Genomic DNA, 26,033 nt, shown 5'->3' on the forward strand with positions numbered 1-26,033 from the left:
CCCTAGAATCACATCAATCATCCGTTCCTTTCTTAAAAGAGCATCCAACCGCTATGTCTATCGTCGACCTGATTGCATTCTTGCTCAAACATGTAGGCCTATTGGTTGCGGGTGCGTTTGTGCTGCTCACCCTATCGCCAGTTCAGGAAATCAATTTCCAAAGGACCGGCATTTCCAACCGGCTCTTTCTGATCGTCTTTTTTGGGTTGATGGGCATTCTGGGCACCTATAGCGGCAATGCCATATTCGACTCCATTGCCAACTTGCGAGCCATGGCTGTGGTCACAGCAGGATTGGTTGGTGGCCCCTTGGTTGGACTGGGCGCCGGTCTCATCGCTGGCGGGCATCGCTTTATGATCGATCCGTGGGGCTTTTCGGCGTTGGCCTGTTCGCTGGCAACCATCGTAGAAGGACTGATGGCGGGCTGCGTATATCTTAGGATGAAAGACCGCAGCATGAACTGGCGGGTTGCGCTCATCGTAACGCTGATCGGAGAGACGATGCATATGGGTATGGTGCTGGCCTTTTCGCGCCCAATAGAGGACGCCATGGCACTGGTTCAAGTCATCATGTTACCAATGCTGATTGGCAATGGCTTGGGAGCCGTGCTTTTTGTCCATGTGATCAATTCCATTCAGTCCTTCCGTGAACGCAAGGCATCGGATTATACCCAGAGAATTTTTGAAATCACCAATAGCACCGTAGCCCATTTGCGTGCAGGCTTAAATCAGGACAGTGCCAGCGCCATGGCAGCAATCATTCATGACCGCCTGCCCGTCGCCGCCGTGTCTGTGACCAATGCTAGCCACGTCTTGGCCCATGTAGGCGAAGGCAGCGACCACCATCTGCAAGGCTCGCCCATTGTCACCAAAGCAACTCAAAATGTGATTGCCAGTGGCAACTCCATTTTTCTGAAAGAAAAAGGCGCCATCGGGTGCAGCCATGCCCATTGCCCCTTTTCCTCGGCCATCATCGTACCGCTGAAAAAGAATGGCACTATTGTAGGCACCCTCAAATTCTATGGCTCATCAACGCAAGAACTCAATTCGATTTTGATGGAAATAGCCAAGGGACTGACAGACCTCTTCTCGATTCAGCTGGAGTTGGAAGACATTCAGGTCAAGGCCCGCTTGCTTGCCCATGCAGAGATCCGCCACCTACAGGCCCAGATCAACCCGCATTTTTTGTTTAACTCGCTCAATACGATTGCCTCATTCTGCCGCACGGCCCCAGACAAGGCACGCGAATTAATCCTCGATCTGTCGTTCTATATGCGCAAAAACCTTGATTCCAGCCGCGGCTTTATCCGCCTTGCCGACGAGTTGGACCAGATCAATTCCTATCTCGCGATTGAAAAGGCCCGTTTTGGCGAGCGTATCCGCGTCAAACTTGAGGTGGAACAAGGCTGCGAAGACTGGCCCATCCCTTCACTGATCATCCAGCCGTTGGTAGAAAATGCCGTCAAGCATGGCCTGAAGGTGCGTCCGGATGGCGGTATCGTTGGATTGGAAATTCATCGAGAACAGGGCGAGTTGTGTGTCACGGTTTATGATGATGGCGCGGGTATTCCGCCCGAGATACTGGGGTCTTTGCTGGTCCAACGGGTTATCGAATCCCAACAAGACGGGGTCGGGCTACGCAATTCCAATCAACGCCTAGAGCAGATTTACGGCCCCGAACATGGCATGCATATTATCAGTGCCCATCAGAAAGGAACCAGTATTTCATTTACTATCCCCCATAGGCGAGAGCTGCTGCCCCAAGCTTCATAAGTGCGCGCGAAGGCCTATTTAGGGCATCACTTTAGCATTTTTTAATGCTGACTGAGTCGTGCAAAGGGCCTTTGCTGCTAGAGATGCATCTACTGGTGTGCATTCCAGCGCCTGTCAGTGCATTCCAGCCTCCCAAAGTGATCTTCCAAACACAATTCTTTGCTCCGTTAATAAGTGTTAACTAGATTGCCGCCATCGCAAAAGACATGTGGCTCCTTTCCGGGCCACCCCGCTGAAGGAGGATGCGGTATGATTTATTTTCTATCTTGCGTCGGGTTGCTCATACTCGGCTATTTTACCTACGGTGTTTTCGTAGAGAAAATCTTCGGTATTGAGCCTGAAAGAAAAACACCCTGTTGGACCAAAGAAGACGGCGTTGACTATATTAACATGCCAACCTGGAAGGTCTTTTTCATTCAACTGCTCGACATTGCCGGTCTTGGGCCGATTTTTGGTCCTATTCTGGGGGCGCTCTATGGTCCACAAGCTCTGCTGTGGATTGTGATCGGTAGTATTTTCGCCGGTGGTGTCCATGACTATTTCTCAGGCATGCTTTCCCTGCGCAGTGGCGGCAAGTCTATTCCGGAAGTGGTTGGAGACGAGATGGGCATGGCTGCACGCCAGACCTTGCGGGTATTCTCCGTCGTGCTTTTGTTGCTGGTGGGTGTCGTCTTCATTCTCGGCCCAGCCAAGCTGCTCGGCTCACTGACAGGCTTCAACGTATCGCTGCTGGTTGGTCTGATTTTCGTTTACTATTTCATCGCGACCGTGCTGCCAATCGACAAAATCATTGGCCGTCTGTATCCCATCTTCGGTGCCTTGTTAATGTTTATGACCATCGGCATCACCTTCGGCCTGATCTATCATGGCTATGAATTCTTGCCCAACATGGACTTTGCCGTCAATGTGCATCCCGGTGACCTACCCATCTGGCCCCTGCTCTTCATCACTCTAAGCTGTGGTGCATTGAGTGGGTTCCACTCGACCCAGTCTCCGCTAATGGCCCGTTGTATGCGCAACGAGAAAAACGGTCGCCCGGTCTTTTACGGCGCCATGATTGCCGAAGGCATTATTGCGCTCGTATGGGCCACCGCTGGTATGTCCTTCTATGAAACACCAGAAGCCATGAATGCTGTTATTGCTGCCAGCTCTCCTGCCGGTGTTGTCAATGAAGTGTCAAATGCTCTGCTCGGGCCTCTTGGTGGCTTCCTTGCCATTATGGGCGTGATTGTTTTGCCTATCACCAGTGGCGATACAGCTTTCCGGTCCACCCGCCTAATCCTTGCCGAAGCCTTCAATGTGGATCAGACGAAAATCGTTAAACGCTTAATGATCGCTCTGCCACTGTTTGGAGTTGCCTATTTTATCACTTTGGTCGACTTCAATGTGATCTGGCGCTATTTTGGTTGGTCCAATCAGATGCTTTCCATGCTCATGCTTTGGAGCGCGGCTATCTGGCTGGCACGTAAAGGAAAACTACACTGGATCGCGACCATCCCCGCCGTCTTCATGACAGGTGTGGATGCAGCCTTCATCCTGCAAGCCAAAATCGGGCTGGGTTTGCCTGCAACAATGTCCAACATTGCCAGTGTGGTCATAGCTGTGGCATCTTTGGTCGCCTTCCTTATGCTGGTGCGCCCTGTCGCTGAAACCAGCAAAGATCCGGCACCTGCGGAATAAGAGACCACGTTAAAGAGCTTTTATCACCGACAAAAGACCGCGCAGAAGCAATCCTGCGCGGTCTTGTTATGCCTCAACCGATACAGTGAGGGGACAATCAATTTGGTTTCAGTCCCCGAACGCATAACCGATGCCATAGATAGACCTTATAAGATCCATCCCCGGGGCGATGGCCTTGACCTTTATGCGGATGTTTTTGATGTGACTATCAATGGTGCGATCCACCATATCCAAATTGTCGGAGAAGACCAAATCAAGCAACTGAGCACGTGAATAAACCCTACCAGGGTGATTTGAGAGAATTCTGAGGAGTTGGAATTCCCGTCGTGTAAGATCCAGCGCATGGCCTTCAAGACAAGCGGTCCATTTGTCTTCATCAAATGTCAAACCATGCTGGGGGAGCGATTGCTCCAGAGACCGAACTTTCGTTCGGCGCAAAACAGCCTTAACACGCGCCACCAATTCACGAGGTGAAAAGGGCTTACATAGATAGTCATCGGCTCCCAGCTCCAACCCCAAAAGACGATCAATCTCCTCGAGCTTGGCGGTTTCCATGATAATTGGAACATCAGACTGATCTCGCACTTCCCGAGCGATAGCCAACCCATCCTTGCCCGGTAGCATCAAATCCAGCACAACGAGGTCCGGTGAAAGTTCCAGAATTGTTTCCACGGCATGACTGCCCTCATGCAACATCGTAACAGCAAAGCCGGAATGCTCAAGATACTCTTTAATCAGATCCGCAAGGACCACCTCGTCTTCGACAATAAGGATGTGATCCGCCTGTGTCATTTTGTTGTATTCCTTGGCAAAGTAAGTGTGATGCGCAGTCCACCCAAAGGTGACGGGGACGCTTCAATCGTACCACCATGAACCTTGATAATCGCTCTGCAGATAGAAAGTCCAAGACCAGATCCACCCGATTGGCGCGCTCGCGATCTATCCGTACGATAGAAACGATCAAATAAATGCGGCAAATCATTAGGTTCCGGACAAGGGGCACTATCCTCGACCGTCGCGATGATCCGATCTTCCTCACGGTAGGCGCTCACTTTGATTTCACCGGGGCTGTTCGTATAGCGCAAGGCGTTCTCAATCAGATTATCGACGACCTGATGCAAACGTTGGTGGTCACAGAGGATAGGCAAGCAATCCACAGCTGTGAAGGACAAAGATAAACCTTTGCTCTCAGCCCGCAGTCGCTGACTGTCGACAACAGATTCTATGATATCTCCCAGATCATCAGGATACATCATTTCAGATCGCTGTCCCTCTTGAGTGATAGACAATATCTTAATATCATTGACTAAGCGTGAGAGACGCAAGATGGCAGCATGCATCTCGGCGTATGATTTCTCGTCAGGACTACGGATACCATCCTGAAACGCCTCGATTTCGGCTCGGAGAATGGCAATTGGGGTTTGCAACTCATGAGAGGTATCAGAAATCCATTGCCGCTCGGTCCGGCGACTGGCATCCAGGCTCTCTGCAAGGGCATTGTAGTGATTGACCAGCTCTCCCAGCTCATCGGAACGATCATTGACGATGTGGTGGCTATAATCCCCCGCAGACAGGATCTCCGCCCCATCAGCAACGCGTCGGATTGGCAACAGCAGGCGTTTGGCTAAAACAAATGCAATAAAAACAGAGACCAGAAGCGCAATTAGCGCCGACAGGGCCAAGGATTTATATTGTCCGAACAGATAGAAACGATCCGTAGGCCCGCGCGCGCCCTCCGGTTCACTGAGGCCGAGGTAACCAATGATCTCAGCATTTTGGTTTTGAACGCGCTTGCGAATTGTGCGTGTCTCAAAAAGGGAAGAACGCCGAGATGAGCCGACGACCCGTTTTCCATTAGCATCCAGTAAAACAAGGCGTTCAAACAAGATCATTGGCAAAGGGTCAGGAGGGGGTGGGAGACGCAGGGTTTGATCGGCCGTAACCAGTTCTCCTTGCGGAGAATGCGGCACTATCTGGCTACGGGGCGAAGATTGGGGGATCTCCGATCTATCTGCATCTCCCGATTTGACCTCACGATCGAGGTCTTCTGTCAGCTCCAAATGGGACAATACGAGGTTTTGCCATTCGGTTTCTGCGGCTTGAAGCTCAGGCCAGCCAGGTTGATCCGGATCGTAGCTATTGGACAGAGCCAGTTCCAGACTATCCAGACGCTGCAACTCTCCTCTAAGCAGGTATTTGGAGAAACCATCCTGCATTGCGTAACTAATCAGGGTCGCCATTGTGATAATCACAATAACCACCGTGAATAAGATGGCGACAAGGATTTGCCCAGCCAGCGAGTGCTTCATATTCAACATGTCCTATTCAGTGATCGGCAATTGTGCAGTGATTATGAAGTTATTTGAGGTGAATTCAGACAAACAAGCGCCTCGAGATACAAATCCATATCTCGAACACTGTCCATAACTACATGACTCTTATAAATAATTACAACTTTTACGCAGATAAAACCTTTAATAGGGGCTGCCCTTTTTTTACCTTTATTTCTACTCATTGGCTGCATTTTTCCCCAGTCTATTGCTGTCAAATCAAGGGGCCAACATCGCTTGATCCATCACTCAGTAATAGAAACGAAAAGGGCAAAATATGTTGCACAAGGTTTCACGTCTGACGAACACCCTATTCAGCGGTGTCTTACTACTGGTCCTGCCTGCGTGTGGACAGACCGGCGGCCAAGATGGCCCTAAGGGAAGACCAATGGGCGACCCGCCCCAACAAGGTTCACAACGTCCAGACGGTGCTGGTCAAGCAAAAGAAATCCAAGTCGGAAACCTGACCTTTAAAGCCAGCAAGCAAGTGTTTGACGGTTTTAACGCCCTTCCTGATGCTCTGACCTATACCCGCCTCCCCATCAAGGCCTTTACCCGCCCTGAAGGCGGCACTCACTATTATGAAACCGTATTGATGACGTCTCGTAATATTAGCTGGTTACAGGCCGCTGTGCTGGCTCAATCTGAAGGCGGTTATCTTGCTTCCGTCACCAGCGCGCGCGAGAATGCTTTCATTTACAAGCAAGTAAATTCTGCCAAATTTTTCTGGGAACTCCCAGACGGTCTGACAAACGCATCCCCACTTATCGGTCCATTCCTAGGCGGTATCAAACAAGGCCAAAGCGAAGATGTGAACTCAGGATGGAGTTGGGTCAGTGGCGAACGATGGTCCTTTGATAATTGGGCCGCCAACTGGATCCAAACCGAGGACAAGCAGGATAAGACAGACTCCTCCCGCCAGACCAGCAGTAGCCAAAATGGAAGGCAAGGGCCCGGAAGACAAGGTGGCAAAGGCGGGAGAGGCCCCAGCCGCGATGGTCAAGACCAGAGACAATCCCCTTCGGAAAGCACCAGTTATGTCGCAATGTCCTTTGCTGGCCTGAACAAACCGTCATCCCAATGGGGTGCATTGGTCTCGGGGCGAGGCAGCAGCATCCGGGCTCCTATCGCTTATAGTCGTGCCTTCATCATCGAATATGACAAAAAGCCTAAATAGTTACTTTTTCTGCGAAGGGTACCAAAACTCGATGACTGCATATTTGATGCACATTGTTGGCATATTTCATGTTGGCATGATGCAAAAAGAGCTACTTTTTCTGGATAGGAATGCCATTGGGTTTCCATGCCCAACAAACCTTCAACTTGTATATGCACCAGCCAAATAGTTGAGCCTAATAGGTGTTTTAATGACCAACAAAGACCAAAAGAAACCGGGCCGCACGCCTTTCTCGGCTATGTCTCGGCGCGATCTGCTGACACTGGGTGCCGTGACAGCAACAGCCGTGGCGGCGCCCATGATCATACGCAACGGAACTGCCAAACCGATGGGACAGATCATCAAAGATAACTATGACACCGACATACTTGTCATTGGCTCGGGGTTTGCCGGAGTGTTTGCTGCGGTTGAGGCCAGTACAAAGGGTCAACGGGTGTTGTTGCTGGACAAAGGTTCGGTTGGTTGGTCCGGCCTTTCTCCTTGGGCTTCAGACAGTCGCCCGTTTGACCCCACGATCTACGACCGTGACGAGTGGATGGAAAATCTCTCGACCAACTGTGAGTGGATCAATGATCGTGGCTGGCTTGATATCTTCATGGATGAGTCCATGAATATTTTCGAGACACTGGACAGTTGGGGTGTCCACAAATGCAAACCTTTCGAACGCTCCAAAGTCTTTTTGAACAAGTTGCAGCAGGCCGGTGTAGAAATCATCGAACGGGTGATGGTGACCAGTCTGTTGAAAGATGAAGCGGGCCGTGTCGGTGGTGCCGTTGGCTTCACATTTGATGACAGCAATGATGAGTGTAAATCAGTCATCGTTAAAGCCAAAGCGACCATTCTTTGCACCGGTGCAGGCGCTTACAAAAGCCCTGGGTTCCCCAATTGGGGGCAGACCTTTGATGGCGACGCCATGGCCTATATGGCGGGCGCCACAATCACGGGCAAGGAATTTCACGATACACACGGCACATTTTCCAACTACCCCGCCGCCGCCTATGAGAATTGGAGTTGGGCACAGGATGTGACTGGCGCTTTCATCATGGTGGGCGCTCCGGAAAAAGCTTCAGGTGGATTGACAATTGACGAGGCATTGCAAGCAGCACAAAGTGGTGTGTCACGGGGTGGCCACGGGCCCGGCGGCGCTGGCGGACCACCTCCCGAGATGGAAGCAATGAAGACGTCTGCCGAGAAAAACCAGTCCTATAAAGGCAAGGGCTTTCTGGCCCGCGAGGATCTTATCCTAGACTTTGGCGAACCACCATCAGGCCCACCGCCCAAGGGCCACATAAACAAAGGATATCATGTCGGAGGTGCCACATCCGGTATGGGTGTGCACAAAAGCGAAGGTGTGTTTAACGCCGACCTCAGCTGCCGGGCAGACGGTATCAAAGGCCTTTACGCCGCCGGTGATGCGTTAGGATCCATGCTGTGTGGTTCGTCCTATCCCGGCCGTGGATTTTCGTCTTACGGCTCTGCCATTCAGGGACGGATTGCCGCACAAACTGCCTGTGCAGACGTGGCAACCCTTGAAGAAGCAACCGTCACCGATGCCGAGATCGAAACCAAAGTTGCCCAGATGTGGAGCCCACGCGAAAGAGATAAAGGCTATTCTCCGAGCTGGGTCACTCAGGTGCTGCAAGGGGCTATGACGCCCTTTCACATCCTTTACATCAAAGAAGAACGGCGACTTGAAGGAGCCTTGTCCTCCATCGAGTATTTGCGCAAGCATGTTGTGCCCAATCTTGTGGCCTCAAACGGACATGAACTGCGGATGGCCCATGAAACCGCCAGCATGCTGCTCAATGCAGAAATGAAACTGCGGGCAAGCCTTTATCGTACGGAGAGTCGGGGCACACATTTTCGCGAAGATTACCCTGCCCGCAACGATGCAGACTGGCATTGTTGGGTGCTGTTACAGCAAGGCGCTGACGGCGCTATGCAGTTAGCCAAACATATGCTGCCTGAAGAATGGCGGCCTGACGCCACGGCCAGCTACCGCGAAAATTATCCCCGCGCCTATCCCGGTGAGGAAGCGTTCCTTGCCGCGCAGGGCATAGATGTAGCCAGCCAGAGCTGAACAGGAGAAGCACCAAATGGCTATTGAACAAATACATGGCTGCACCGGTTGCGGCAATTGTGTAAGGGCCTGCCCGACTGACGTGATCCGCATGGACCCTGACACGGGACTTGCCGTCATCACCTATCAGGATAATTGCCAGATTTGTCACCTGTGCCGCCTCAGCTGCCCGGTAGACGCCATAACTCTGACCCCGGACAAGGCCATATCCCCTATGGTTTCTTGGGCCTGACTGAGAGGGACTAGACCATGACAGACCTGAGCATACGGCCTCCTAAAGCAGCCTCCCCCGCTGGGGCTATGCCTTTTTCGCGTCTCCTTCTTTATTGCGCTATGTTGATTTTTGTGCCGGTGCTATTAGCCCTCTCGCAAGGGCTGACAATCAACAACCTGTTTGCCCTGCTGGTTTCCGTGCTGAGCATTGGCGGATTGGCGGCCATGCTGCTACAATTTGCCCTTGCTGGACGCATCCCGCGTTTCACTCGCTGGGCAGGCATCGACAATGCCATGCGTTTGCATCGCAAGACGGGCGAAATTTTGGCGTTGTTTTTCTTACTCCATCCGTTCTTGTTGGTTCTGCCAAGATTCTTTGTGGCGCCACAGTTGGCTCTAAGTGATCTATGGACCACCTTCACAGCGACAGAGACCGCAACCGGCTTTTATGCCATGAGCATAATGGTGGTGTTGGTGCTGGCCTCCATATTCAGAGACAGATTGCCGATGAGCTATGAAGCTTGGCGCGTCTCTCACGGTCTGGGGTTTGCTGTTGTCATGATTTTGGCAACAGACCACGCCATCACCAATGGTCGCCATGGCGTCTACAACAACTGGTTCGATGCCATGTGGGTCATTTTATGTGCGCTTGCAGTCGCTTCTATTCTCGACGCGTATCTGCTGCGTCCATGGCGGCTAAAGAAACGTCCCTTTAAAGTGGTTTCAGTCAATCAAGCTAGTGACCGAGACAGGATTCTGACCATCGAGAAAGATGGAGATTTCGACTTTGACTTCAAGGCAGGCCAGTTCCTTTGGATCAACACCAGCGGCCATGTCGGCAACCGAACAGATCATCCCTTCTCGATTGCCTCGACACCTCAAAATATGCCGCGCCTGTCCTTTGTCATCCGTAATTTGGGCGACTATACCTCAGGGCTCGATAAACTCGAACCGGGACAGACGGTGTATCTTGACGGACCTCACGGGGACTTCACCCTTGATGCTGCTAAAGGCAATTCGATTGTGTTGATTGCCGGTGGTGCTGGCATTGGGCCAATCCTTGGGCTGTTGCGCCAACTCAACGCGAACAAAGATCCAAGATCCATTCACCTTTATTACGGTAGCCGCACAGAGAAGGATGTGGTCGCTTGGGACGAGATAGAACAGATAATTGCAACAATGGAGAATTTCAAAGCAACAAAGATTCTCGAAATCACCAACGAAGAAGAGGCGGTTGCAGAAAAAGGCTACATTAATCAGGCGCTTCTAAGCCGCACATTGGACAAGGACCAGATTAATGACGCCAGCTTTTATGTGTGCGGTCCTCCGGTGATGTTGGAAGCCGTGGTGCATGATATCAAAAAACTCGGGGTTCCCTCCTCCCGCGTCATTTTTGAACATCTCACTTTTTGAGTGAAGCGCAAAATTTGAGACTATTCTCAAGAGAAGCATACAGATCAAACTACCACGGCCTGATTTCAAACCTTGGTAGTCTGGTAGATTATTTGACCAACCAACGGGCTTTGGGACCCAATTATTTTCCCACATACACAAAAAGAAAAGATCGGTCAGTATAGCTGATCATTAAGCTGCGGATCTCTGCCGGGCCATAGCGCGTTTTGTGGTCTGAATGATCACATCTCTCGGAGCTGGCCTAGCGTACAAAAAGCCCTGAATTTGGTCACAATCGAGGTCCTTAAGCAAAGCCAATTCCATTGGCGTTTCGACCCCCTCTGCAACAATGACCATGCCAAGACCTTTGCCTAACGCGATAATGCCTTTGAGGATATGCTGCATTCTTTCTGATTTATGTGCTTCGGCGACGAAAACCCTATCAATCTTCAGCTTGTCAAATGGCAATTGGATCAAATAGCCCAGCGAAGAATAGCCCGTTCCAAAATCATCCAGAGCAAGCGTTACTCCCAGTGCCTTGAGCTTGCCAAGTGTTTGGCGCACTGAAAACTCAGCATGGTCAACGAATAGGCTTTCCGTTAATTCGATGCATAACAAGTGCGGCGGCAATCCAGTTTCTCTTAGAATATCAGCAATCTCATATTCTATTGATCCCTGCCAGATTTGAGCTGCAGATACATTGACCGCGACTTCATAAGGGGGATTGCCTTCATCGATCCAACGTTTGGCAACGCGTACACTTTCGCTCAGCACCCAATGCCCGACATCACAAATCAAACTGGAACTTTCAGCAAGCGGAATGAACTCGGTTGGAGAGATGAAGCCCATTTCAGGATGCTCCCATCTCATGAGAGCCTCAAATCCAACAATCTTGTCGTGGTGAATGTCGATCTGTGGCTGAAACCAAACTTGAAGCTCATCCTCTTTTTTAACAGCTTCACGCAAATCATGTGCAAGCGCCATTTTACGGATAGCCACGGCACTCATCTCTGGTGCAAATCTGGCAAATTGCCCGCGTCCCAGCTCCTTTGCTCGATATAAAGCAAGATCAGCATGTGTAATCAAAGTCTCATGGTTGGTGCCATCAGACGGAAAGGTTGCGACGCCAATAGAAGTACTTATCGATACCTTGCCATTTGCAATCATAAAGGGCTGAGATATGGCTTCAATAAGTTGATCGGCGTAAGTATTCACAACATCAACGTCGGTTTCTCGCAAAATGACGGCAAATTCATCGCCACCCAGACGTGCGCAAAAGCTTTCCCCGCGAAATTTTTGGCTTATCTGCTGCGATACCTTGCACAAAAGCTCGTCACCCGCCGCATGTCCAAGGGAGTCATTCACTTCCTTAAAACGATCAAGATCCAAAAGGAACAATGCACCAGATGCGTTTTCTCCTCTGTCCAAGCGCCTACTGATGTCAGCCAGTTCCCGTTTGAACATCGTGCGGTTGGCAAGTCCGGTTAGAGGATCAAAATAGGCGAGATTTTCGAGTTGTATTTCCGCTTCCCGACGTTCGGATATATCCTGTATTGTTCCTGTGATTTTGTATGGCTTGCCCGATTTGTCTGGCACGGCAGCAAAAGACACCGACATCCGTACTGTCGTAAAATCTCCCAGTGTGACATCAAGATCCAACGACGCCGACCCACATGTTTTAATTGCATGTTTAACAGCTTCTTCAAAAAGGTCTCTATCACGCTCAGATATCTGTTTGCTTAAGTCGTCCCACGAACGATGCTCATCAGAATTCGTCACTTTAAACATAGATCGGGTGACAGCAGACAGGAAGAAAACATTATCTGCGAGGTTTAGCGACCAGTCACCAATTTTTCCAATTTTCTGTGCTTCTAACAACCGCTCGGTCCGATCGGCGAGGGCTCGCTTGGTTTTCTTCAGACTTTCCAATGCTTCAGATTTATTTTTCTGTGCCAATTGAATGCGCGTAAGCGTTTGGTTGATAAAACGTAAGGGCCAGTAACGGATCGCAACATATGCCAACAATGCGATGATGGCTGCAAAAGTGGCGACCAACCCGGTATCGATAAACATTGGCAAAATACTGGTTCGGACTCGAAGTCGGCCAACCGGCTCGCCAGCCCGAAGGATATCTGCGGATTGCTCGGCAGTGAACCAAGACAAAGCGCCCTCACCTCCAAAAATCACCTTCCCATCGAGCGTAAACGCCGTTTGATCAAATTGTTTTTCGGAAGAGGCATTGAGATGCACAAGCTCTGAAAGGCGTGCTCCTTGATAATCCCATAGAGCTCCATTGACATAAATATAAGTTGAGATTTTCTGAGCGCCTAGATGAGCAAGAAAAGATAGGTGATCCTTCTCGTTCTTATAGCTAACTGAAAGAAAAATAAGAGGCAGAGAAACAACCAAATAAATCGCGATAGCGAGCGCTGCACGTTTAACTATTCGCGTAATTGAACTCGAGTTCAAAGGATTGCCCCCATAAATCTATTATGATAGGTGTAGGAAGTTATTGTTTACTAACAGTTAAATTGATCGCGAAAACACATGGAAACACAGCGAATTGTCAAAATTACCGCCCTTATTATAGGTGCAATTGTGTTAAGTAGCGCCGCCAGTGCAGAAACCATTCGCATTGGCGGAACGGGAATGGTTCTGGGACTGTTACAAGCGCTCAAGGGCCCATTTGAGAGATATTCGCCACAGGATCAATTGATTGTTGTGCCTGGCTTGGGAAGCGGGGCTGGCATTGCAGCACTTGCCGATTCCGCTTTATCCGCCTCGGCTTCGGCTCGCCCGCTAAAGAAGAAGGAATCCGCAAAAAATTTGATTTTGCACCCTTTCATTGAAACACCGTTTGTTTTTATCAGCAATACCCGATCAAATTTAGCTTTTTCCTCGCCGGAGCTGGTGGGTATATTCAGCGGTGAGAAGACCTATTTGGGCGAAGGCTTGCGCGCTCGCATTATTTTGAGACCAACAGGGGATTCCGTCACGACCATTTTGGAACGAGAAATCCCCGACATGAAAAAGGCGCTGAAAACGGCAAGGGCCATTCAGGGGATCCCTGTGGCACAGACCGATCAGGACAATATGAAGTTGGCTCAAAAAATGGCAGGGTCAATAACCGCCATGACAATGACACAATTTAAAACCGAACCCAATAGTCTTCATATGATAAAAGTCGATGGTTTCGATGCAAAACAGGCCATAGCAGGTACAGGTTCCTATCCTTACTACATGACGGCTTGGATTGTTACACACAAAAACATCTCCTCTGAGGTACAGCGGTTTCTGGATTTTCTTGACACACCAGAAGCCGCCGTCGTGTATCAAAGCTCAGGTGCGCTGCGCGCTGACTAGCCGGTTCACACTCTTCTCATCTTGAGGGCATTTTGCTGCAGAGCCAAACTCCATTCCGGTTCGGCTTCACAGCAGATTTCTATTCTGCGTGCACGCAAGATGTCCGCACCGTAAGATTATGAGCCGCTTCAAATCGGACTTCTAGGCTTTTTGCAAATACATTTCATAGCCAGCCACGACGTCCTTCTATTGACATCCCTCTATTGGAGGGCTTTTACGGCAAGATCGGCCATTTTCAAGATTGCTTCGCGTGAATTGGCTACAGCAATAAAGCGTGCGTTATGGCAAAATTTAGCACCTTTCACTCCGCATGCGTCTTCCAATGCCGCATCACTCAAGCCAGCCCAATCCGCCGGCAAATCCGCACGTTGGTCAAAGGTGTCATTGGACAGCTTAATGCCATTCAGTGTCCAGTCGCCTCCACGGGGATTGACTACAAACAAGATGTGACCGGCTTCGGCTTTATCGAGGACGGAAAGGTAAGGCATTCCCATAGGTAACTCGAGGATTGGCGAAGTTCCCGCTTTGGCGATAGACTCTAACACTATGCCCTGTGCACGCGCTTTCGCTGCGAAGTTGCGAATGAAGGCCTCAATAAAACCGCGTGCTATGGATAGAGCAGCGAGAAATGCATCGTCATCAGCTGTTGGCGATGCGTCGTCAAACACAGGCTTCAAACTTCCCAAAAGCGATGGGAGCGTTAAGCTCGATAGTGGCCCTGCCACAGAGGGCTCCATCGCACCGTTGTCCAGAAGATCGATTGGCAGAACAAATTTTGTGTCGAATGCCGAATGAATTGCCTCAACATCCTGTTCTGGCACACCCATCGCCACCAGATAGTCGCGCCCGAAATGTGCCCATATCAGGCCAAATGAACTAAATGGTTGACCGTCTTCGCGCAGAGGGCTGGGGCGCTGGTGATGATCAAAAATTTGGGCTTCGGCATTATAATCACCGCCCACATCGTAGATGATTTTATCAACTGCAGGCGCAAGCCATTGCTTGTCGCGGGTGCGTTTCAGTTCGGCCTGAGGGAAAAGGCGTGTGAGGATTACAGAGGACAACAGTTCGTCCGCATGGAAGCCGCCAGAATGGGTGACAAGATGGGTGATGGTCATGGATGGGGAGCTCCAAGGGGTCCAATAAATCAAAAAGCCAACAAACGCGGCTGCTCATGTATGGTTTGTATGGCTTTCTTCACATCGAACAGCGGCCAGATCAACAAGTTTATTCTGGATAATCAAAACGACAGGACAAACAGCATAGTGCTTGCCCCTTTACGCAGCGGTCTTCAGTGACATTGACGACACTGATGCGGCTACAATTGTGCTCCTGCCTCATCTTGATTTTGAACGGTATAGACCGTGATGACATAAGCACATTTCCTATGGTTCACTTATCTGCTAACGTTAAACGATCTGCCCTTCGGTTCACAGAGGCTTTCCCCAATGGCTCTGGATATTGTCAGCACAAGTTCCTCAGCGCAAAGTAATGCGCTGAATTCTTTATTGAATTCTCTGATCAACGGCCGTGAGACCGGAGCAGTGTTGCGAGGCATCACGGCTCTTCCATCGGGAGAGTCGAAATTGAGTCTCACACTTGCGGGACAGACGGTTGAATTACAGGCCAGCAAGGACGTCGCCGCAAAACTGACGGCAGGCAGCTCCGTTGTTCTAAAAATGACCCAAAACGCAGAAGGGTCACAACTCACCATCCGCCCTAATCTGGCCAATAGCACGCCTCAGGGCGAGACGCCGACACCAGAAGATGTTTCCCCCAAGAATGCAACAGTGCCCACAGCAAAGAGCCCTCCGCAGTCTGGGATCATAGATACAGCGAAGGGCACCCCTCATCCTGTGACGATGAACGCAGCAAAGGGAATCCCTATAGCTACGCCGCCGCCCCCTACCCGCGCAGCGATACCGCTCCCCCAGACAGCTCTTACGCCTATAGACACCAAATCCTCTGGAAACATGCCTTTGCCCACATCTGCTGCAAGGCTCACACCAACACCTCCAACGACTTACAGCACGCAACCTGTGGCTACGGCTGTGGCGGGCACTCCGCAGCAAGAAGCCATGGTTGCACTGCAAAGACAAGCAATGAGCCAACAACATTCGCTGACAGATCTGTTCGCCAACATCTCTGCATTTATTCAGCAAGTTGACGCAGGACATCGGCCGAAGGTGTCTCCGGATATCGAGGTTGCCCTGCGATGGATTCTAGGCTTCCAGCTTTCGGCCAAACAGCTGGTTGGATCTGAGAAAGCAGGCGCAGACCTGCGGCAAATCATTGCGTCTCTGGGGCTATTGGGCAAGATACCGCAGGATAGCGGTGGAAAAGACCTTACTAGCAATCTCAAGGCTGCGCTCGATCTGTTGCGCTCGCTTCTGCCAGACGATGGGCAGCAGCTGCCTCCCGCCATGGGTGCCAAACGAGATCGACCTCCTCTGCGCGGGGCGCAACTGCAGGGGCAAGGGCCTCAGCCACCAACCATTACCCCTTCAGATTCAGATTCTGTGGCTCTTTCTGTTATCCGCAACAATGTCGAAGCGGCGTTGGCACGCGCAACACTGACGCAGATTGCTTCCTTGCGGTCTTCTATTGGCGACAGCACTCAAACCGGCGGGCGCGTCATTCAGACATTGCATGCCGAAGTGCCTGTGATGTTGGACAATGGAACGGCTATTATTCAGATGACAGTACAACAGCGGGACGTTGAACTGGATGATGAAGCGGACGAAGACAACGAAAACAAAAGTAAGAAAGATCGTAGCAACTGGATCGTTGAATTTGCACTGAATGCTGAGCCTGTCGGACCAGTGAATGTCTCGGTTCGTCTGCGCGGTGACATTGTTCGTATAGACTTGGCAGCAGAACGGAAGGAAACGCTTGCGGTGTTCAGGCAACACGCACCGGATTTGCAAGTGATGCTGGAGGCGTCGGGGTTAACATTGGATGGGCTACTGATTTCCGAGAGAAAACAAAGCGACGAAACAACAGCAGTAAGCGCCCTGCCTGTCGGCGAAGCCCGTTTGGATCGCACACTATGACAAAAAGGCCGCATTCATTTCCTAAAGATACACAACAAGCTCCGGTTTCCAGCACCCCTGCCAAGTTAGCGGTTGCCTTACAATATGAGCAAGGCAAAGATCCGGCTCCCCGGGTGATCGCAAAGGGTACCGGGGAAACCGCTGAACGCATCATCGATTTGGCCCGCGAACATGACATCGTCGTAGAGGGCAATCCCGTGCTCGCAGAGGCCCTGTCGCAGGTGGAGCTGGATCAATATGTACCGGAAAATCTGTTTACCGCCGTGGCGACGGTCATCGGTTTTGTAATGCAGACGGCAGAAAAGAAACGCAAAAACCAGTCTTCTTCCCTTTCTGAAACGATCAACTCTGGTGGACAATAATGGACATAAAGAAGGGTCTTCTTGCAACCGCTGGCGAAGCATTCGTGATCCTACAGATGCCTTTTGAACTATCCAAATTTTCATGATACAAGGCAGCCAACACCCAATCAGCAATGCTTCACACGATAAGTCAGGCAGGTTTCATGACCGCTACAAATTCAAATTTCGATTATGTCATTCCCCGACCGATGCTTCCTGCTTTGCCTGTCTCTGGCACGGAACAGCACTTTCCGGTGCGGCGCGTTTATTGCGTTGGACGCAACTATGCAGCCCATGCGATAGAGATGGGGCATGATCCAGACCGCGATCTGCCTTTCTTTTTTCAGAAGAACCCCGAAAATCTGCTCTATGCCAATGACTTCCCCTACCCTACTCTTACCAGCGATGTGCATTTTGAAGTTGAACTGATTGTTGCGCTCAAGGCCGGTGGCAGCGATGTGCCAGCTGCAACGGCCCAAGACTTGATCTTTGGCTATGGTGTCGGTGTAGATTTTACCCGACGTGACTTGCAGACAAAGGCAAAAGCCCAAGGTCGTCCGTGGACCGCAGCAAAGGCGTTTGAACATTCAGCACCAGTATCAGGAATCGTGTCTGCAGAAGAAGTGGGTTCTCTGTCAGGCAAAAAAATCTGGCTCGAAAAAAACGGCATCATGCAGCAAGAAAGCGACTTGGATCATTTGATCTGGAACGTGCCCGAAGTGATTGCCCATCTCTCAAACCAGTTCGAGCTTGCTGCAGGCGATATTATTTTCACGGGCACGCCTGCTGGGGTTGGCGCTGTGAAAACGGGCGATCAAATCCACTGTGCCGTGGAGGGCGTTGCCGAGCTGTCGTTCAACGTTGTTTGAGTATAATGTCGGCCTTACGACTGTGCTCTATCACCGTCCGCCCGTTGGGTAGATCGTTGGCTTCAAGCTTGCGGTTGATCCCCTCTTCATCCAAACCGAAACCAAGCCAACGTTTACGCAATCGGCGGCGCAGTTCATCCTCAGGCACGTCAATCATAGCGGTTAGATCGAAGCAATTGGCCAAATCGCACCAAGGCGTTGATCTAAGAAGCAGATAATTGCCTTCGACGATAACCAGATCGACTTCTGGGGAAATTAGACGAGCACTACCGCGCGATATTTCCAACTCCCTATCAAACACCGGCACGGCGACTTCCCCTTCTGAGGCATCACGCAGACGGAGTAAAACACTTCGCAGTCCGCCAACATCAAAGGTATCAGGCGCGCCCTTCCAGGGGCGTCGGCCCTTTGAAGCAAGAACGGCATCATCAAAGTGGAACCCGTCCATTGGCAAAATAGCGGTTTTGCCAGGGTATGATTTTTCCAACTCTTGCCACAGCGCTTCCGCTTTGGTGCTTTTGCCCGATCCTGGCGCTCCTGCGATGGCTAGAAATCGCCGGCTGTTACTGTCTTGTAAGAGCCTTTTTGCAGCAGACAGCAATTCCGCAAGGGCTTCATTCTGTGTCGACATCTTCAATCACCCTATGATTGGCACGAGGGTTTTCAGCCCCAAAAAACGAGCATTGCGCATCTAAACCAGTTAGAAGGAAACGCGCCTACGCATTCAGTTTTTAGCCTTCTTTTAGCGCCCGTTTGATGCGACGGGCCAAGGCCCGACGGGCTTTGTCATCAGCGAGGTCTGCAAAGGCCGCAGCAAGATCGATTTTTAGCTCTGCAAATTCATTGTGAGAATCCCAACCAGTGAGATCTTCGCGTTTGAGGCGATGAGTGACATTGGCGAAATACTCTGGTTTGCCTTTCCGGCTCAACCGGACCTCATCATCGATTGAAGGAATCGTGATGAGTTGCTCAGGTACACCATCTTCAACCAGAGCCTTTTTCAAAGCCTCAGAAGCGCGTTGCTCGCCGTGACACAGATACAGACCGTGGCGGATCGGTTTGCGATCGCGGATCCAGTCTAGCAACTCGTTTTCATCAGCATGCCCTGAGTAGGTTTCGATCTGACGCACCTTGCCTCTGATCTGGATTTCCTCCCCCTGAATACGGACCTTGCGGGCACCGTTTAGCAAAAGCCTGCCCAATGACCCTTCGGCCTGAAACCCCACCAACAACAAAGTCGCGTTGGTGCGCCACATGTTGTTTTTGATGTGGTGGCGAATGCGTCCTGCATCACACATGCCGCTGCCTGCCATAATGATGGCGCCAGATTTGACCCGATTGATGGCCTTACTTTCCTCAACCGATTGGGTAAAGCGAATATGGGATGCGTTGAGATCATCCAGATGCTCGGCAACATCTTCCAGAGCGTTGGCGTGTTTTTTAAACACTTCCGTCGCCTTTATCGCCAACGGACTGTCGAGGAATATAGGCACATTGTGAAGTTGGCCAGACCCCTGCAGTATCAAAATATCAGCCAACAATTCCTGTGTGCGTTCAACGGCGAAAGCCGGTATTAGCAAGATGCCGTTGTTCTGGAGGGCCAATTGGATTTCATCCAGCAGAATTTTTCGCTTTTCTTCCGACGTAACGACGGACCGAGTGCGGCCCCCGTAGGTGCTCTCGCAGATCACATAGTCAAAGTCACTCGCAGCATCAGGATCAGGGTGAAATAACTTGTGGTTGGGCCCAAGATCGCCTGACCAGAGCATCCGAAGATTGGCCTCGTTCGGATCATCTGAGGGAATTTCCAACTCGATGGAGGACGAACCCAATATGTGCCCTGCATTCCAATATTTGACACGAATGCCCTCGATGTTGATCCATTCTTCATAGTCAACGGCGGTGAAAAATTGCTGGCAGGCTTCTGCATCGGCCCGGGTGTACATCGGCTCGATCAGCGGCTTGCCACGGCGCGCGTTACGCCTGTTGAGGTGCATCACATCCATTTCCTGAATATGGCCACTGTCTGGCAACATCGCGCCGAGCAAATCTTTGGTGGGTTCCGTCATATAGACCTGACCGGTAAAACCATGTTTCACCAATTTTGGCAACAGGCCCGAATGATCAATATGCGCATGGGTCAGCAGGACGAAGTCAATTTCTGCAGGGTCAAAAGGGAACGCATTATAATTGAGTTGCCGGATCGTTTTGGTGCCCTGAAACATGCCGCAGTCAATAAGAAACTTATGTCCCGCGGTTCGCACCAAATAGCATGATCCCGTTACGGTTCCTGCTGCGCCACAGAATTTGAGTGTTGCATCCATTTGACTACTCCCTCTTGGTGGTCCTGATCAACACATCAGCCCAGTTCTGGCCAGATCAGGATTGCGCACGTGCCTAAACCACGCCTTTTCATTTTTCCACAATGGGGCGGGAATACAACATCATTTTGGAATATTTACGGATTTGAATAGATACTCCACTAAGTTGAAGCGGAAACATCCATTTTGGGCTACAGACCTTGTGATTTTCTAATGTTGCCCCCCTCAATGAAGAAACGGATTTGATCCATGAACGCCGATCGTCCAATACCAATCAATCAAATAGACAATGATGTGCTGGCCTATCAGGATACTGTGTTTTTACAACGGGAAGAATTGCGCAGTAGCCGTTTGGCACTTGAGTTTACAAAAGCGGACTTGGGTATGCGCGATCAAGGCATCAAATCCACGATCGTGGTATTTGGCAGCGCCCGCACACCAGAAGACCATCCGGACTATATTGCGGCGCGCGAGTTTGGGCGCATCGCCTCCGAACGGGGGGGCGCACTGAATGAAGCCAATGGCGGCCACATTAATGTGATTTGCACCGGTGGTGGACCGGGTATCATGGAAGCCGCCAACCGCGGTGCTCATGATGCTGGCGCGCTGTCTATCGGCCTTAATATCGAGCTGCCTCACGAGCAGGGTGTCAACCCTTACGTCACGCCCGAACTCAGCTTTCAATTCCAGTATTTTGCCCTGCGCAAAATGCATTTTGCTATTCGAGCCAATGCACTGGTGGCCTTTCCGGGTGGATTTGGAACGCTTGATGAATTGTTCGATATTCTAACTTTGAAGCAGACCGGAAAAATATCCGGCATGCCGATCATCCTGTTTGGACGCGCGTTCTGGAGCAAAATTATCAACATTCAGGCATTGATTGACTATGGCACCATTGCTGCGGGAGACGTGTCCCATTTCAGAATTGTAGACAGTGCCGAAGAATGCTGGGAAGCCATAATCGAGCACGGTTTAGCCCTAACGCATGGTGACGTTTGAGCGCTGTGCGTCTTGTTAAAAAGACCAAAGAGCGCACTGGCTTTGATAGTGCGCTCTTTAAGATCGGAGGACTAATTCAACAGCATCCAGCGGTATCGGTGTGTTCCGCCCCGCCTGTTCTCAATATGGAACTTCCCACTATCGGCGCGAATGGTCAGATATTGATCCAACCCTGTGGTCCCTGTTGGGGCGATGCCCGTCTCAAGGGTTACAAACGCATCTGCATTGATAGCAACAATCGCTGGCAAGGCACTGGCATCAAAATAGAAAAGAGCAAATCTCCCACCGCTGGTATCAGGCGTTGTCTCATCCGCGCACCACAGCATGATGACACCGGACATTTGCTTCAAATCCAATGAAACAAACGCATCGTCAGTCAGGGTTACTTCTGAGGAATTGGCTCCACTAGGCAAACTGGCAATACCCGTTGCGGGATCAGCATTGAAAACTTGAGACCAGCTTGTTCCGTCCGCACTGACTTTGATCTGAAAAGCATCAGACCCCGCCAAACCCATTTCGGCCCGGCCCGACCAATTGGATTGATAGAGCACAGAACCGGTGTCCGTTGACTGGTTTTTGTTAATTTTGATTTGGTGTCCCGCGCCATCATGATTGAACAAGCTGGCACCCGCATTCAATACCAATCGATTGGAGACATCCGCCGTCGCATTGATACCGATAAAACTGGCATTTTGGATTTTGTCCAATGGAGAGACCCATTGCGCTTGATCCCATGCAAGCAAACGCTGTTCGCTTTCGACCCAAACCCGCCACCCTGCTTGTGGCAGATAGAAGACCCAGCCTCCATTTTGCCAAGCGGCAACGTGATTATCCCTGCCCGTCCAGTCGCCCGTTGCGGATGCGCCGACCAAATGCCGATCCCCTGCGGCAGGATCTACAGGCGGGACCGTGAGATCCTTTTCAAGTACACTGAGATGCAGCAACGCATCAAGCATGTTCAACGCCTCATTATGCGTGATATGCTTCTGGTCTTGAGAAGAGACGATATAGGGCAAGGCTAGATTATCTGATTGTTCCATGATTGAAAAGTCCCGTTGGTTGACATCTGCCGCCAGAATATCGACAGGACTACCTACGGGGATTAATCGGAAAAGGCTGAATAAGCTAATGGGTAAAACTGACCCTATGCTCTTTGGAATTGCTACACCTCTGATATGATGCCAGTTAAACCGTCGTTGAAAATTATGCTTTGCACCGCTGAGGAACCGCTATGACAGATTTCGCCAACGCCCTTATCGACCGCCTACCCAAGGCCGAATTGCATTTGCATATCGAAGGGACGCTGGAACCGGAATTGATGTTGACACTGGCCAAACGCAACAAGGTGCAATTGCCTTATGAAAGCGTCGAGGATGTTGCCAAGGCCTATGAATTCGACTGCCTACAGGATTTTCTTGACCTCTATTATATGGGCATGAGTGTCTTGCAGACCGAGCGAGATTTTCATGATTTAACATGGGCCTATTTACTCAAGGTAAAGGCAGATGGGCTGACCCATGTGGAAATGTTCTTCGATCCGCAGGCCCACACAGATCGTGGCATCTCCTTTGAGACCGTATTGGGCGGCATTGTCTTGGCGTTGGAGCAGGCAAACCGCGAGCTTGGTATCACGTCCAAACTGATCATGTGTTTTCTGCGCCACTTACCTGAAGAACAAGCCTTCGACGCGCTGGAATGCGCTTGCAAACATAAAGACCATATTTTCGCGGTAGGCTTGGATAGCTCGGAAAAAGGCTTCCCACCGCCCCTCTTTGAACGGGTGTTTGCAGCTGCCCGCGGAGAGGGTTTCACGCCCGTTGCTCATGTGGGGGAAGAAGGCACCGCGGAGAATGTTCGCGAAGGATTGGATCTTCTCAAAATCGAACGGATCGATCACGGCAATCAAGCATTGTCAGATCCAGAACTGACCGCCCGCCTTGCGCGCCAACAAACACCCCTGACCATGTGCCCACTGTCCAATTTGCGGCTCAAAGGCATTCCAACGCTTGGCCACAGCCCTGTCAAAAGAGCGATGGATGCAGGTTTGCTGGTAACAGTCAATTCTGACGACCCCAGCTATTTTGGCGGCTATCTCAACGACAACTATCGCGCAATACATCAAGCGCTGGATCTGAGCGAAAAAGACATTATCAAACTGGCCAAAAACAGCTTTGCGGCAAGCTTCATTTCAGACAGCGAAAAGCAAGCGCATATTGATGCGATTGATGCTGTGGTTGAGGAGATAAAGAAGAGCTAAACCGGAGTTGGGCGAAATGCTGGGTTAGAGCTAGATCCAGCCTTGCAACTCATTCATGGTCAGAGCTTCGAGCATGTCCATGCTTTCGTCACTGTCATTGAGACAGCGGATATGCGCAAACTGCTCACCACCATGCTCTATAAAGATTTCCCGATTTTCAACGTCAATCTCTTCAAGAGTTTCAAGGCAATCGGCTGAGAAACCGGGGTTGACGATGGCCAACCGTTTGACGCCGCTCTCGGCCAGTTCCTTGACGGTGGCATCGGTATAGGGCTTGATCCATTCCTCTGGTCCGAAGAGGGACTGAAAGGTTGTACGCAGATAGTCGCCCTGCCAACCCAGCTTCTGGCGCACGAGACGGGTGGTTTTATGACAGTGGCAATGATAGGGGTCGCCATTGTCAAAATAGCGTTGAGGGATGCCATGATAGGAGGCCAGGATCAGTTCAGGTTCGAAGTCTAGCGCCTCAATCTGGCTTTTCATCGAAACAGCCATCGCATCAATATAAGCGGGGTGATCATAATAGGGTGGCAACGTGCGCAAAGCTGGCTGCCAGCGCATGGACTTGAGCACTTCAAACACAGCATCATTGACCGTCGCTGTGGTAGCCGCAGCATATTGCGGATACATCGGCAAGACCAACAAACGCTCACATCCTTTTGCAGCCAATTCTTCAATGCGTGATCTGATGGAAGGATTGCCATAGCGCATGGCATAGGAGACTTCGACGGGGCGTTTCAATTGCTTGGAGGCCAACCGGTTCGTTAAGAGCTCTGACTGACTGCGGGTTATGGTCAGCAAAGGCCCTTCATTTTTCTCGCGATTCCAAATTGCATCATATGCTTTGCCGGACTTTTGTGGTCGGGTCTGCAAAATGATGCCATTAAGAATGGGCCACCATTTCCATTTGGGCTCTTCAATCACGCGTTGATCAGACAAAAACTCTTTCAGATAACGACGCATAGACGCATAATCGGTCCCGTCAGGTGTGCCCAAATTAACCACGAGGATACCGATTTTACCAAAAGCAACAGGGGGATGATTTTCGGGCCAATGGCTGGTCATAATGAGGTCCTTTTGTCGGTTCTATCTGTCTGGCGCGTCGCAGAATGCTCTGAATAGTTGGTCAGTTCTTTCCTATTCGAGCTATTTTTATCAGCACAATGCCAGCGACGCATGCCCAACTTCGGGCTACATACATGAATTTACGTCAATGGATGGCAGTGCCGATCAAGTAAAAATGGAAAAATCGCCCTCCTGTTACCAACCATCAAGTATCGGGAGGAAACCTGATCGATAGCAAGAGAGCGATCACAAGTGGGAACAAACTTGTCTCACTCTCTGTATACGAGCGGCTATCAAGTTGGATCACAACAATTGGAAATTTGATACCGAAGAAAGCGAAGCCCGGTCTTATTCCTCTTCGCTCTCGGCTCTCTCTTCCGGTCGTCCACGGAATCCTTTGGCGTAGACATACATTTCCGGGCTTTCCTTGCGGCTGGCTGGTGGCTTGATGTGCAGGATAGACTGATAGTCCCGTTTCAACTCGGCCAGCATCTGGTGCTCTGTACCACCCTTAAAAACTTTGGATAGGAATGCGCCACCGGGGCGCAAGTTTTCTTTAGCGAACTGAGCTGCGACCTCAAACAAATGCACAGTGCGCAAATGGTCTGTTTGTTTGTGGCCCGTCGTCGGTGCCGCCATATCGGATAATACGATATCGGGCAAATGCCCACCCAACGCATCCAGCAGCATTTGTGGCGCGTCGTCATCCAAGAAATCCTTGAGCAGGATGGTCACGCCGGGAATGGGATCCATACCAAGGTAATCAATCCCGACAACGAGAGGATTTTCGCTGTTCGACTGTACGCGTTTGGCGGCAATCTCACTCCATCCACCCGGAGCACAGCCCAAATCCACCACACGCATACCGTTTTTGAGGAATTTGAGCCGGTCGTCCATTTCGATCAACTTAAACGTCGAGCGTGAACGAAAGCCTTCTTGGTGGGCGCGTTGCACGTAAGGATCGTTCAGTTGTCGCTGCAGCCAACGTGTCGACGAGCTTCTGCGTCCACGGGCGGTTTTTACCCGAACGCGTTCCACACGTAGTCCGCGACTGTCCTGCCCCTCACCGCCACCGGATTTTTTTGCCATTGAAGTGCTCCGATTAATCTATTGCCGACACG

General features: G+C 50.8%; 21 protein-coding genes. 12 read left to right on the forward strand and 9 right to left on the reverse strand.

Going from position 1 to position 26,033, the window contains the following annotated elements:
• The first annotated feature begins 53 nt into the window (after positions 1-53).
• Together C0081_RS12480 and C0081_RS12485 are read left to right on the forward strand one after the other, a co-directional pair.
• Positions 54-1,772 (forward strand): LytS/YhcK type 5TM receptor domain-containing protein, encoded by a 1,719-nt coding sequence (locus tag C0081_RS12480; protein WP_101534157.1) that lies wholly within the window; start codon positions 54-56, stop codon positions 1,770-1,772.
• Positions 1,773-2,021: 249 nt separating this feature from the next.
• Positions 2,022-3,452: a carbon starvation CstA family protein gene (locus C0081_RS12485; RefSeq protein ID WP_101534158.1), complete on the forward strand. Its 1,431-nt coding sequence runs from the start codon at positions 2,022-2,024 to the stop codon at positions 3,450-3,452.
• 108 nt (positions 3,453-3,560) lie between these two features.
• On the opposite strand, the gene C0081_RS12490 is transcribed toward C0081_RS12485, so the two are convergent.
• Complete coding sequence (locus C0081_RS12490; protein WP_101534159.1) at positions 3,561-4,244, reverse strand: response regulator; 684 nt, start codon at positions 4,242-4,244, stop codon at positions 3,561-3,563.
• Positions 4,241-5,761, reverse strand: a complete 1,521-nt coding sequence (locus tag C0081_RS12495) for an ATP-binding protein (RefSeq protein WP_180966882.1) — start codon at positions 5,759-5,761, stop codon at positions 4,241-4,243. The genes C0081_RS12490 and C0081_RS12495 overlap by 4 nt, the downstream gene beginning before the upstream one ends.
• Before the next feature lie 409 nt (positions 5,762-6,170).
• Here C0081_RS12495 and C0081_RS12500 point away from each other — a divergent pair, with 409 nt between their 5' ends.
• From C0081_RS12500 to C0081_RS12515, 4 genes are all read left to right on the forward strand, one after another.
• Positions 6,171-6,959, forward strand: coding sequence for a C-type lectin-like domain-containing protein (locus C0081_RS12500; RefSeq protein WP_101534161.1), 789 nt, complete (start codon positions 6,171-6,173; stop codon positions 6,957-6,959).
• A gap of 190 nt (positions 6,960-7,149) precedes the next feature.
• A complete protein-coding gene (locus tag C0081_RS12505) occupies positions 7,150-9,039 on the forward strand; it encodes an FAD-dependent oxidoreductase (protein WP_101534162.1) in 1,890 nt (629 codons plus the stop codon).
• A 16-nt stretch (positions 9,040-9,055) separates the two neighbouring features.
• Complete coding sequence (locus C0081_RS12510; RefSeq protein ID WP_101534163.1) at positions 9,056-9,271, forward strand: 4Fe-4S dicluster domain-containing protein; 216 nt, start codon at positions 9,056-9,058, stop codon at positions 9,269-9,271.
• Positions 9,272-9,288: 17 nt separating this feature from the next.
• Positions 9,289-10,665, forward strand: a complete 1,377-nt coding sequence (locus tag C0081_RS12515) for a ferredoxin reductase family protein (RefSeq protein WP_101534164.1) — start codon at positions 9,289-9,291, stop codon at positions 10,663-10,665.
• Between the two features lie 171 nt (positions 10,666-10,836).
• Here C0081_RS12515 and C0081_RS12520 read toward each other — a convergent pair whose 3' ends face one another.
• The gene (locus tag C0081_RS12520) at positions 10,837-13,113 is read right to left on the reverse strand and encodes a putative bifunctional diguanylate cyclase/phosphodiesterase (RefSeq protein ID WP_146006456.1); all 2,277 of its coding nucleotides are present in this window, start codon (positions 13,111-13,113) and stop codon (positions 10,837-10,839) included.
• Between the two features lie 78 nt (positions 13,114-13,191).
• Between C0081_RS12520 and C0081_RS12525 the strand changes: the two genes are divergently transcribed.
• Complete coding sequence (locus C0081_RS12525) at positions 13,192-14,007, forward strand: substrate-binding domain-containing protein (RefSeq protein WP_101534166.1); 816 nt, start codon at positions 13,192-13,194, stop codon at positions 14,005-14,007.
• Between the two features lie 200 nt (positions 14,008-14,207).
• Here C0081_RS12525 and C0081_RS12530 read toward each other — a convergent pair whose 3' ends face one another.
• The gene (locus tag C0081_RS12530; protein ID WP_101534167.1) at positions 14,208-15,125 is read right to left on the reverse strand and encodes an MYG1 family protein; all 918 of its coding nucleotides are present in this window, start codon (positions 15,123-15,125) and stop codon (positions 14,208-14,210) included.
• A 468-nt stretch (positions 15,126-15,593) separates the two neighbouring features.
• On the opposite strand from C0081_RS12530, the gene fliK reads away from it, so the two are divergent.
• From fliK to C0081_RS12545, 3 genes are all read left to right on the forward strand, one after another.
• On the forward strand, positions 15,594-17,060 hold the full coding sequence (fliK, locus tag C0081_RS12535) for a flagellar hook-length control protein FliK (RefSeq protein WP_180966883.1): 1,467 nt from the start codon (positions 15,594-15,596) through the stop codon (positions 17,058-17,060).
• A complete protein-coding gene (locus C0081_RS12540) occupies positions 17,057-17,422 on the forward strand; it encodes an EscU/YscU/HrcU family type III secretion system export apparatus switch protein (protein WP_101534169.1) in 366 nt (121 codons plus the stop codon). The genes fliK and C0081_RS12540 overlap by 4 nt, the downstream gene beginning before the upstream one ends.
• A gap of 143 nt (positions 17,423-17,565) precedes the next feature.
• Positions 17,566-18,270: a fumarylacetoacetate hydrolase family protein gene (locus tag C0081_RS12545; RefSeq protein ID WP_180966884.1), complete on the forward strand. Its 705-nt coding sequence runs from the start codon at positions 17,566-17,568 to the stop codon at positions 18,268-18,270.
• On the opposite strand, the gene C0081_RS12550 is transcribed toward C0081_RS12545, so the two are convergent.
• Both C0081_RS12550 and C0081_RS12555 read right to left on the reverse strand, forming a co-directional pair.
• On the reverse strand, positions 18,257-18,901 hold the full coding sequence (locus tag C0081_RS12550; RefSeq protein WP_101534170.1) for a nucleoside/nucleotide kinase family protein: 645 nt from the start codon (positions 18,899-18,901) through the stop codon (positions 18,257-18,259). The genes C0081_RS12545 and C0081_RS12550 overlap by 14 nt on opposite strands.
• 100 nt (positions 18,902-19,001) lie before the next feature.
• Positions 19,002-20,594: an MBL fold metallo-hydrolase gene (locus C0081_RS12555; protein WP_101534171.1), complete on the reverse strand. Its 1,593-nt coding sequence runs from the start codon at positions 20,592-20,594 to the stop codon at positions 19,002-19,004.
• 246 nt (positions 20,595-20,840) lie between these two features.
• Between C0081_RS12555 and C0081_RS12560 the strand changes: the two genes are divergently transcribed.
• A complete protein-coding gene (locus C0081_RS12560) occupies positions 20,841-21,590 on the forward strand; it encodes an LOG family protein (RefSeq protein WP_101534172.1) in 750 nt (249 codons plus the stop codon).
• Positions 21,591-21,661: 71 nt separating this feature from the next.
• On the opposite strand, the gene C0081_RS12565 is transcribed toward C0081_RS12560, so the two are convergent.
• The gene (locus C0081_RS12565; RefSeq protein ID WP_101534173.1) at positions 21,662-22,630 is read right to left on the reverse strand and encodes a DUF2793 domain-containing protein; all 969 of its coding nucleotides are present in this window, start codon (positions 22,628-22,630) and stop codon (positions 21,662-21,664) included.
• A 191-nt stretch (positions 22,631-22,821) separates the two neighbouring features.
• On the opposite strand from C0081_RS12565, the gene C0081_RS12570 reads away from it, so the two are divergent.
• Complete coding sequence (locus tag C0081_RS12570; protein ID WP_101534174.1) at positions 22,822-23,847, forward strand: adenosine deaminase; 1,026 nt, start codon at positions 22,822-22,824, stop codon at positions 23,845-23,847.
• A 30-nt stretch (positions 23,848-23,877) separates the two neighbouring features.
• Here C0081_RS12570 and hemH read toward each other — a convergent pair whose 3' ends face one another.
• Complete coding sequence (gene hemH / locus C0081_RS12575) at positions 23,878-24,912, reverse strand: ferrochelatase (RefSeq protein ID WP_101534175.1); 1,035 nt, start codon at positions 24,910-24,912, stop codon at positions 23,878-23,880.
• Between the two features lie 348 nt (positions 24,913-25,260).
• Complete coding sequence (locus C0081_RS12580) at positions 25,261-26,001, reverse strand: RlmE family RNA methyltransferase (RefSeq protein ID WP_101534176.1); 741 nt, start codon at positions 25,999-26,001, stop codon at positions 25,261-25,263.
• Between the last annotated feature and the right edge of the window lie 32 nt (positions 26,002-26,033).

Source organism: Cohaesibacter celericrescens (assembly GCF_002866925.1).
Classification (GTDB): domain Bacteria; phylum Pseudomonadota; class Alphaproteobacteria; order Rhizobiales; family Cohaesibacteraceae; genus Cohaesibacter; species Cohaesibacter celericrescens.